This is a genomic window from Halomonas sp. NO4 (genome assembly GCF_010994375.1).
Taxonomy (GTDB): domain Bacteria; phylum Pseudomonadota; class Gammaproteobacteria; order Pseudomonadales; family Halomonadaceae; genus Halomonas.
Genome location: NZ_WHMA01000001.1, coordinates 80,357 through 88,967, shown reverse-complemented (window position 1 = coordinate 88,967; position 8,611 = coordinate 80,357). Strand labels below are relative to the sequence as shown.

The 8,611-nt window shown below is 67.6% G+C and carries 10 protein-coding genes and 1 pseudogene; 1 reads left to right on the top strand and 10 read right to left on the bottom strand.

Annotated elements, in window-relative coordinates; all coding sequences use genetic code 11:
• The 10 genes and pseudogenes from FEF15_RS19335 to FEF15_RS00370 form a co-directional block, all read right to left on the bottom strand.
• Positions 1-528: pseudogene (locus tag FEF15_RS19335) on the bottom strand (protein TolA); the annotation flags it as partial.
• A gap of 16 nt (positions 529-544) precedes the next feature.
• Positions 545-982 carry a protein TolR gene (gene tolR / locus FEF15_RS00410; protein WP_163557115.1) on the bottom strand — a complete coding sequence of 146 codons (438 nt, stop codon included), beginning with the start codon at positions 980-982 and terminating at the stop codon, positions 545-547.
• A gap of 13 nt (positions 983-995) precedes the next feature.
• Positions 996-1,685 carry a protein TolQ gene (gene tolQ / locus FEF15_RS00405; protein WP_163557114.1) on the bottom strand — a complete coding sequence of 230 codons (690 nt, stop codon included), beginning with the start codon at positions 1,683-1,685 and terminating at the stop codon, positions 996-998.
• 23 nt (positions 1,686-1,708) lie between these two features.
• Entirely contained in the window at positions 1,709-2,104 is a 396-nt protein-coding gene (ybgC, locus tag FEF15_RS00400) for a tol-pal system-associated acyl-CoA thioesterase (protein WP_163557113.1), read from the bottom strand.
• A complete protein-coding gene (ruvB, locus tag FEF15_RS00395; protein WP_163557112.1) occupies positions 2,101-3,138 on the bottom strand; it encodes a Holliday junction branch migration DNA helicase RuvB in 1,038 nt (345 codons plus the stop codon). The genes ybgC and ruvB overlap by 4 nt, the downstream gene beginning before the upstream one ends.
• A 63-nt stretch (positions 3,139-3,201) precedes the next feature.
• The gene (gene ruvA, locus FEF15_RS00390) at positions 3,202-3,819 is read right to left on the bottom strand and encodes a Holliday junction branch migration protein RuvA (protein ID WP_163557111.1); all 618 of its coding nucleotides are present in this window, start codon (positions 3,817-3,819) and stop codon (positions 3,202-3,204) included.
• A 159-nt stretch (positions 3,820-3,978) separates the two neighbouring features.
• Complete coding sequence (ruvC, locus tag FEF15_RS00385; protein WP_163557110.1) at positions 3,979-4,518, bottom strand: crossover junction endodeoxyribonuclease RuvC; 540 nt, start codon at positions 4,516-4,518, stop codon at positions 3,979-3,981.
• A gap of 9 nt (positions 4,519-4,527) precedes the next feature.
• On the bottom strand, positions 4,528-5,277 hold the full coding sequence (locus FEF15_RS00380) for a YebC/PmpR family DNA-binding transcriptional regulator (protein WP_163557109.1): 750 nt from the start codon (positions 5,275-5,277) through the stop codon (positions 4,528-4,530).
• Between the two features lie 81 nt (positions 5,278-5,358).
• Positions 5,359-7,140 (bottom strand): aspartate--tRNA ligase, encoded by a 1,782-nt coding sequence (gene aspS, locus FEF15_RS00375; RefSeq protein WP_163557108.1) that lies wholly within the window; start codon positions 7,138-7,140, stop codon positions 5,359-5,361.
• A gap of 57 nt (positions 7,141-7,197) precedes the next feature.
• Entirely contained in the window at positions 7,198-7,470 is a 273-nt protein-coding gene (locus FEF15_RS00370; protein ID WP_163557107.1) for a zinc ribbon domain-containing protein, read from the bottom strand.
• A 168-nt stretch (positions 7,471-7,638) separates the two neighbouring features.
• Here FEF15_RS00370 and FEF15_RS00365 point away from each other — a divergent pair, with 168 nt between their 5' ends.
• Positions 7,639-8,574: a D-2-hydroxyacid dehydrogenase gene (locus FEF15_RS00365; protein ID WP_163557106.1), complete on the top strand. Its 936-nt coding sequence runs from the start codon at positions 7,639-7,641 to the stop codon at positions 8,572-8,574.
• Positions 8,575-8,611: the final 37 nt, after the last annotated feature.

Sequence of the window (8,611 nt, the reverse complement as noted above, 5' to 3'; positions counted from 1 at the left end):
CTCCTCGGCCTGACGCTGGCGCTCGGCTTCTTCCTCGCGGCGGCGCTGCTCCTCGGCCTGACGCTGGCGTTCGGCCTCGGCTTCCTGCTGCTCGCGCAGCGCCGCCTGGCGTTCCGCCTCTTCGGCACGGCGCTGGGCCTCGGCTTCCGCCTGGCGACGTGCTTCCTCAAGTGCCTCGGCCTCCTCGGCGGCCTGTTCTTGCGCCTGACGCTGGCGTTCTGCTTCTTCGGCGGCCTGCTGCTCGGCTTCCGCCTCGGCGCGGGCCGCCTCTTCCTCCTCGGCCTGGCGCTGCGCCGCTGCCTCTTCTTCCTGGCGCGCCGCTGCCCGGGCACGCGCCTCCTCGGCGCGCTGGGCCTGGTCCGTCGCCGCCTCTGTGCTCACCAGGGTGGCCTGCACGATACCGTTGGACGGTGGCTCCGGGGTCGCCTCCGGCAGGCTCACCATGCTGATTACCACCGCCAGGACGTGCAGGCCGACGGCCAGTACCACCGGCAGGCCGTAACCAACGCGCTGATCGTGTCGAGCCATGGCGTCGTCTCGCTCCTCAGTCACTCGGCGGGGGCTCGGAGATCAGGCCCACGTTGGCCACGCCGGCGACCTGCAGGCTGCTCATCAGCGTCACGATCTGGCCATAGGGCACGTTGCGGTCGCCGCGCACCAGCACCGGGGTACCGGGCTGGCGCTCGAGCAGGATGATCACCCGATCGGTGAGCTCCTCCAACTCAAGGCGGCTTTCGTCCTCGCCAAGCATCAGGTGGTAGGCGCCCTCCCGGTCGACCGACACGATGATCGGCTCGTTGTCCTGCGATTGCTCGATGGGCTCGGAACTCACCTGGGGCAGCTCGACCTGCACGCCCTGGGTGAGCATGGGTGCGGTGATCATGAAGATCACCAGCAGCACCAGCATGACGTCGATGAAGGGCACGACGTTGATCTCGCCCATGGGCTTGCGGCGGCCGCCGCGGTTGAAAGGTCCATGCATGGGTGCGACTCCCTCAGGCGCTGGCGGATTCGCCGCGTCCCTGCAGGTTGCGGTGCAGGATGGAGTGGAACTCCTCGGCGAAGTCCTCGTACTTGCCCAGCAGACGGCCGGACTCGTTGGAGAGCCGGTTGTAGAAGATCACCGCGGGAATGGCAGCGAACAGGCCCATGGCGGTAGCGATCAGAGCCTCGGCGATCCAGGGGGCCACGGTGGCGAGCGTCGCCTGCTGGGCCATGGAGAGCGACTGGAAGGAGCCCATGATCCCCCAGACGGTGCCGAACAGGCCGATGTAGGGGCTGGCCGAGGCCACGGTGGCCAGAAACACCAGGTGCAGGTTGAGGCGCTCCTCCTCCCGCGACCAGGCCACCCGCATGCTGCGCTGCACCCCGTCGAGAATCGCCTCGGGGCTGCGGGTCTTGGTCAGCAGACGGTTGAATTCCCGGAAACCGGCGCGAAAGACGTGCTCGGCGCCCTGGGTCTCCTGTTCGGCCGGGGTCTCGCGATACAGTTCGTTGAGGTCGACGCCGGACCAGAAGCGCTCCTCGAAGGCCTGATGGGCCTTGCGCGCACGGCGCATGATGAAGGTGCGCTGAAAGATCACCACCCAGGAGAGCAGGGAGCCGATCACCAGGATCAGCATGACCAGCTGCACCACGGTGCTGGCGCTCATGATCAGGTGGGGAATGGACATGGAGTCGTTCACGGGCATCCTCGTCGGTCGTGCAATTATCCGTGGAAAGCCGCGGCAAGCGCCGGCGGCCATGGCGTTGGCTTGAGGCGGGCGGCATCCAGACAGGCGATGTCGACCCTGGCCTCGCACAAGGGTTCCCCGCGTCGCGTTACCGTCTGTGCAAACTGCAGGCGGCAACGGCCGTGCGACTGGACGGTCGCGCTGACCGTCAGGTCGTCGTCCAGCCGGGCGGGCTTGGCGTAGCGGCACTCGAGGCGATGCACCACCAGTTGGATGCCCGCGTCGAGAAGCGCGCGTTGGGTGAAGCCGCACTGGCGCAGCCACTCGCTGCGTGCCCGCTCCATGTATTTGAGGTAGTTGACGTAGTAGACGATGCCACCGGCATCGGTATCCTCGATATAGACGCGCACCGGCAGATGGAACTCGCTCACGGCCGCACCTCGCCGGGCGCATCCAGAGCCTGGTCGTGGACAGCCAGGCCGAAGTGCTGCCAGGCCTGGCGTGTCACCACCCGCCCGCGCGGGGTGCGCATCATCAGCCCTTGCTGGATCAGGTAGGGCTCGATGACATCCTCGATGGTGTCGCGCTCCTCGCCGATGGCCGCCGACAGCGAATCCACGCCCACCGGGCCGCCGTCGAACTTCTCGATCATCGCCAGCAGCAGGCGACGGTCCATGTGGTCGAGGCCATGGTGGTCAACATGCAGCATGTTGAGCGCCTGATCGGCGATGGCGGCATCGACGCGGCCGTTGCCGCGCACCTCGGCAAAGTCGCGCACCCGGCGCAGCAGGCGGTTGGCGATGCGCGGCGTGCCACGCGAGCGGCGGGCCACCTCGGTGGCTCCGGCAACGTCGGTCTCGACACCGAGCAGCCGCGCCGAGCGGCTGACGATCTCGGTGAGCTCGTCGGTGGCGTAGAACTCCAGACGCTGCACGATGCCGAAGCGGTCGCGCAGCGGCGAGGTCAGCAGGCCCGCCCGGGTGGTGGCTCCCACCAGGGTGAAGCGCGGCAGGTCGAGTTTGATGGAGCGCGCCGCGGGCCCCTCGCCGATGACGATATCGAGCTGGAAGTCCTCCATCGCCGGGTAGAGGATCTCCTCCACCACCGGCGAGAGGCGGTGGATCTCGTCGATGAAGAGCACATCGCCGGGCTGCAGGTTGGTGAGCATGGCGGCCAGATCGCCGGCACGCTCCAGCACCGGGCCGGAGGTCGACTTCAGTCCCACCCCCATCTCGGTGGCGATGATGTTGGCGAGCGTGGTCTTGCCGAGCCCCGGCGGGCCGAACACCAGGGTATGGTCAAGGCTCTCGTCCCGCCCCCGGGCGGCGCTGATGAAGATGTCCAGCTGCTCGCGCACACGCGGCTGGCCGATGTACTCGGCCAGCCGCTTGGGCCGGATGGCGTAATCGATGCGGCTCTCGCCCTCGCGCTCGTCGGCGGCAATCAGTCGATCGTTGTCAATCATGCCACTCCTCGCCGTCTCGACCGTCGGCTCGCATCTCGGGTCTCCCGGGGCTCGTCATCTTGCTCAACCTGCCAGCCGACGCGTCAGCGCCGCCTTGATCATGGCCTCGGTGGACAGTCCCTCGTCCACGTCCGCCAGCATCTTCGTCGCCTCGGCCGGCTTGTAGCCCAGGCTGACCAGCGCGGCTTCGGCATCGGCCAGCGGATCCTGCCGCGCCGCGGCAGCGCTGGCTCCGGCGGCGCCCGCAGGGGCGAACGCCGCGGCGTCGCTCCGCTCCCAGTGGGGAAAGCGGTCGCGCATCTCGATGATCAGCCGCTCGGCGGTCTTCTTGCCTACGCCGGGCAGGCGCGTGAGCGCCTTGGCGTCGTCATCCATCACGCAGTGCATGAAAGCCGTCTCGTCCATGCCCGAGAGGATCGCCAGGGCGAGCTTGGGGCCGATGCCGTTGACGCGAATCAGCGCCCGGAACAGGGCGCGCTCCTGCTCGCGGGCGAAGCCGTAGAGCAGGTGGGCGTCGTCGCGCACCACCAGATGGGTATAGAGCGACACGCCTTCGCCGACACCGGGCAGCGTCACCAGGGTGGTCATCGAGGCCTCGAGCTCGTAACCGACACCGGCCACATCCACCACCAGCCAGGGGGGCTGCTTGTCGAGAAGGGTGCCACGCAGGCGTCCTATCATGGGCAGGGTTCCTGTTGCTTGGCAGGCCGGCTCCGTGTGGGCGGTGGCGCGGCGCGCCATGTGCTTGCCATGGCGCCACTATACTGGCCGCCCGGGCGGCTGGCCAGCCCTCCTCAAACAGCGTTCGCGAACCGTCATGGTCGCCCGACAGCATCGCCGTCAGGGTTGAAAATCACGCCACGACGTGCCCCGCCGCCGTCGACGATGGCCACCGAAACTGCCGGCGGTGAGCAGACCCTGGCGCGCATGGGCGTGGGTCAGGGCAATGGCCAGGGCATCGGCCGCATCGGCCTGGGGCGTGCCGTCCAGGCCCAGGATGGCGGTCACCATGTGCTGCACCTGGGCCTTGTCGGCACTGCCGGTGCCGGCGACCGCCTGCTTGATCTGCCGCGGGCCGTACTCGCTGACCGGCAGGCCATGGTTGGCCGCGCAGACGATAGCGGTACCCCGGGCCTGGCCGAGTTTGAGCGCCGAGTCCGCGTTCTTCGACATGAACACCTGCTCGATGGCGAACTCACCGGGTGCATGCACGGCGATCAGCTCGCTGATACCGGCATAAATCTGGGCCAGCTTCTGGGCCAGGTCATCTGCCTGGATGCGAATGCAGCCGCTCGCCACGTAGCGCGGCGTCGTCGTGGAGGCGTCCAGCACGCCGTAGCCGGTGAGGCGCGAGCCGGGGTCGATGCCCAGAATCAGCACGACGGCCACTCAGGCGAGTGCATCGAGCACCTCGTCGTCGAAGGAGGCGTTGGTATAGACGTTCTGGACGTCATCCAGGTCCTCGAGCCGGTCGATCAGCCGGATCACCTGGTGCGCGAGCTCGGCGTCGGCGATCGGCGTGTAGGTATCGGGGTAGAGCCCCACCTCGCTCTGCTCCGACTCGATGCCCGCCGCCAGCAGGGCGTCCTTGACCCGCCCGAAGGCCTCGGGGGTAGTGACCACCTCGAGGCGCCCGTCATCGCGCGTCTCGATCTCCTCGGGCTCCGCTTCCAGGGTGGCCTCCATGGCGGTCTCCTCGGCCACGCCCTCGGGCAGCAGCAATCGCCCCTGCTTGTGGAACAGGAAGGCCACCGAACCGCTGGTGCCGAGATTGCCGCCGTATTTGTTGAAGGCGTGGCGGACGTCGGAAACGGTGCGATTGCGATTGTCGGTCATGCACTCCACGAGGATGGCTACCCCTTCCGGGCCATAGCCCTCGTAGACACACTCCTCCATGGCGTCACCATCGGTGTTGCCGGCGCCCCGGTCGACGGCGCGCTGGATGGTGTCCTTGGTCATGTTGTTGGCCAGGGCCTTGTCGATGGCGGCGCGCAGCCGGGGATTGTCGGCGGGGTCCGGCCCGCCCTGGCGCGCCGCCACGTTGAGCTCACGGATCAGCTTGGAAAAGATCTTGCCGCGCTTGGCGTCCTGGGCCGCCTTGCGGTGCTTGATGTTGGCCCACTTGCTGTGGCCTGCCATCGCATCCTCCGGGTCGCGTGGATTCGAGACGACACCGGCGCCCTGGGGCGCCGGTGACAGGACAAGAAAGACGGCGGCGCCCTACTCGCCGGCGGTTTCCGCCTTGGCCTTCTGGCTCAGGCGAATGTTGAGCTCGCGCAGCTGATCGCTGGTCACCACGCCCGGCGCGTCGGTCATCAGACAGGCGGCGCTCTGGGTCTTGGGGAAGGCGATCACTTCGCGGATGGTGCGCGCGCCGGCCATCAGCATCACTAGGCGATCGAGGCCGAAGGCCAGACCACCGTGGGGCGGCGCCCCGTACTGCAGGGCATCGAGCAGGAAGCCGAACTTCTCGCGGGCTTCCGTCTCGTCGATGCCGAGAATCTCGAACACCGTGTTCTGCATGGCTTGGTCGTGGATACGGATGGAGCCGCCGCCCAGCTCGGTGCCGTTGAGCACCATGTCGTAGGCACGCGACAGCGCCGCGGCGGGATCGGCCTTGAGCGCCTCGGGGCTGCACGAGGGCGAGGTGAAGGGGTGGTGGAGCGGGCTCAGGCTGCCGTCGTCCTCCTCCTCGAACATCGGGAAGTCCACCACCCACAGCGGGGCCCACGCCTGGGTGTAGAGGTCGAGATCCTCACCGAGCTTGACGCGCAGCGCGCCGATCGCCTCGTTGACGGTGCGCGCCTTGTCGGCCCCGAAGAAGATGATGTCGCCATCCTCGGCCCCCACGCGATCGAGCAGTGCCTCGACCACGTTCTCCATGAACTTGACGATGGGCGACTGCAGGCCCTCGAGGCCCTTGGCGCGCTCGTTGACCTTGATCCAGGCCAGGCCCTTGGCGCCGTAGATACCCACGAACTTGGTGTAGTCGTCGATCTCCTTGCGCGACAGCTTGGCACCGCCCGGCACCTTGAGCGCGGCCACGCGACCGTCCTCGGCGTTGGCCGGGCCGGAAAAGACCTTGAAGTCCACCTGCTGCATCAGATCGTCGACGTCGGTGAGCTCCAGCGGGATGCGCAGGTCCGGCTTGTCGGAGCCGTATCGGTTCATAGCCTCGGCCCAGCTCATGCGCGGGAACTCGGGCAGTTCAACGGCCAGCACCTCCTGGAAGAGCCGGCGAACCATCGCCTCGGTGATCCGCATGATGTCGTCCTCCTCGACAAAGGAGGCCTCCAGGTCGATCTGCGTGAATTCCGGCTGACGGTCGGCACGCAGGTCCTCGTCACGGAAGCACTTGGCGATCTGGTAGTAGCGGTCGAAGCCGGCCACCATCAGCAGCTGCTTGAACAACTGCGGCGACTGGGGCAGCGCGAAGAAGCTGCCGGCATGGGTGCGGCTCGGCACCAGGTAGTCGCGAGCCCCCTCCGGGGTGGCACGGGTGAGGATCGGGGTCTCGATGTCGAGAAAGCCCTCGCCCTCGAGGAAAGCACGCACGCTGTGGGATATGCGCGAGCGCAGGCGCAGCTTGTCGATCATGTCGGGGCGGCGCAGGTCGATATAGCGGTACTTGAGGCGGACCTCCTCGCCTACCTTACCGTGCTCGTCGAGCTGGAAAGGGGGTGTGGCGGCGGTGTTGAGGACTTCCACGTCCTTGGCCAGTACCTCGATCAGGCCGGTGGGCATGTTGGGGTTCTGGGTCCCCTCGGGACGCAGGCGCACGCGGCCCTGGATGCGCAGCACGTACTCGCTGCGGGCGCGGTCGGCATTGGCGAAGGCCTCGGCGGTGTCGGGGTCGACCACGACCTGGGCGATACCGTCGCGGTCGCGCATGTCGAGGAAGATCACGCCCCCGTGGTCACGGCGGCGATGAACCCAGCCGCACAGGGTGACCGTCTGGTCCACCAGGGTCTCGTTGAGCTGGCCGCAATAATGGCTGCGCATGTCGTATCCTGTGTTCTCGCGTTGTCGAAAAGGTTGTAGGTCGCTCGGCGCCGGGCCTCAGGCCGCGGCGCCGTCCTTGGCCGGGGTCTTGCCGCTGGCCGGTGCATCGCTGGCGCCGCCGCCGTCGCCGGCCAGGTTCTTCTTGCTGCCGGACTTGAAATCGGTCTCGTACCAGCCGCCTCCGGCGAGGCGGAAGCCGGCGGCGGAGATGAGACGACCGAGTTCGGGAGCCTGGCAGGCGGGACAGTCGGTCAACGGAGCGGCACTGACCTTCTGGAGCTTCTCCAGACGATGACCGCAGGCCTTGCACTGATATTCGTAGATGGGCATGGTTTTTCTCACTCTGGTTCGACAGCGCAACCACCGGCGAAGATATAGGGCCGGACTCGACACTTTCCAAGCCTGCCATCAAAGCCCGATAGTATAGCGTGACAGCGGGGGCCTGTCCCAGCCCCGCACCTGACCTGACAACCCCGCCGCGATAACAAGGAAACCGCCATGAAAGCTGTGATTCTCGACGCCGCCAGCCTGGGCCCCGATGTCGACCTTTCGCCCATCCGCGATCAGGTGGACCGCCTCGACGTGCACGACCTGAGTACCACCGCGGAGAGCCGCGAGCGGCTTTCCGGCGCCAAGGTGGCCATCGTCAACAAGGTAGTGCTGGACGCGCCGACCCTGGAAGCACTCCCCGAGCTCGAGCTGATCTGCGTGCTCGCCACCGGCACCAACAACATCGACATGGCCGCGGCCGAGCGACTGGGCATTACGGTCAAGAACGTCACCGCCTACGGTACTGCCAGCGTGGCGCAGCACACCCTGATGCTGATGCTGGCCCTGGCCAACCGCCTGCCGCTCTATCAGCGCGACGTGGCGGCCGGCCGCTGGGGGGAATCGCCCTTCTTCTGCCGCATGGACCACCGCACCCTGCAGCTCGAGGGCAAGCAGCTGGCGATCGTCGGCCAGGGCGAGCTGGGCAAGCGCGTCGGCAAGCTCGCCGAGGCCTTCGGCATGAACGTTACCTACGCCGCCCGCCCGGGCAACGAGGCGGCCGACGCCCGGCCGGGCATCGACACGCTCGCCCCCGAGGCCGACGTCATCAGCCTGCACTGCCCGCTCACCGAGGCCACGCGGCACCTGTTCGACGCCGATCGCCTGGCCACTCTCAAGCCGGATGCCCTGCTGATCAACTGCGCCCGAGGCGGTATCATCGACGAGGAAGCGGCACTGGCCGCACTGCGCAGCGGCCGTCTGGGCGGTCTGGGCGTCGATGTCCTGCCGACGGAACCCCCGCGTGACGGACACCCCCTGATCGACGCCTTGGCGGAGCCGCTCAACCTGATCGTCACGCCCCACAGCGCCTGGATCACCCCTGAGGCGCGCCAGAACGTGGTGGCATTGACGGCCGACAACCTGCGCCACTTCTATCGAGGCTGACCCCCCTCCCCTGTTGCTTTCTGTTGTTAGGGTGTGA

Bases quoted from the DNA above. Each gene is read 5' to 3' on its own strand.
- aspS (WP_163557108.1), bottom strand. From the start codon at position 7,140: ATGCGCAGCCATTATTGCGGCCAGCTCAACGAGACCCTGGTGGACCAG.
- ruvA (WP_163557111.1), bottom strand. From the start codon at position 3,819: ATGATAGGACGCCTGCGTGGCACCCTTCTCGACAAGCAGCCCCCCTGG.
- ruvB (WP_163557112.1), bottom strand. From the start codon at position 3,138: ATGATTGACAACGATCGACTGATTGCCGCCGACGAGCGCGAGGGCGAG.
- FEF15_RS00370 (WP_163557107.1), bottom strand. From the start codon at position 7,470: ATGCCCATCTACGAATATCAGTGCAAGGCCTGCGGTCATCGTCTGGAG.
- FEF15_RS00365 (WP_163557106.1), top strand. From the start codon at position 7,639: ATGAAAGCTGTGATTCTCGACGCCGCCAGCCTGGGCCCCGATGTCGAC.
- tolR (WP_163557115.1), bottom strand. From the start codon at position 982: ATGCATGGACCTTTCAACCGCGGCGGCCGCCGCAAGCCCATGGGCGAG.
- FEF15_RS00380 (WP_163557109.1), bottom strand. From the start codon at position 5,277: ATGGCAGGCCACAGCAAGTGGGCCAACATCAAGCACCGCAAGGCGGCC.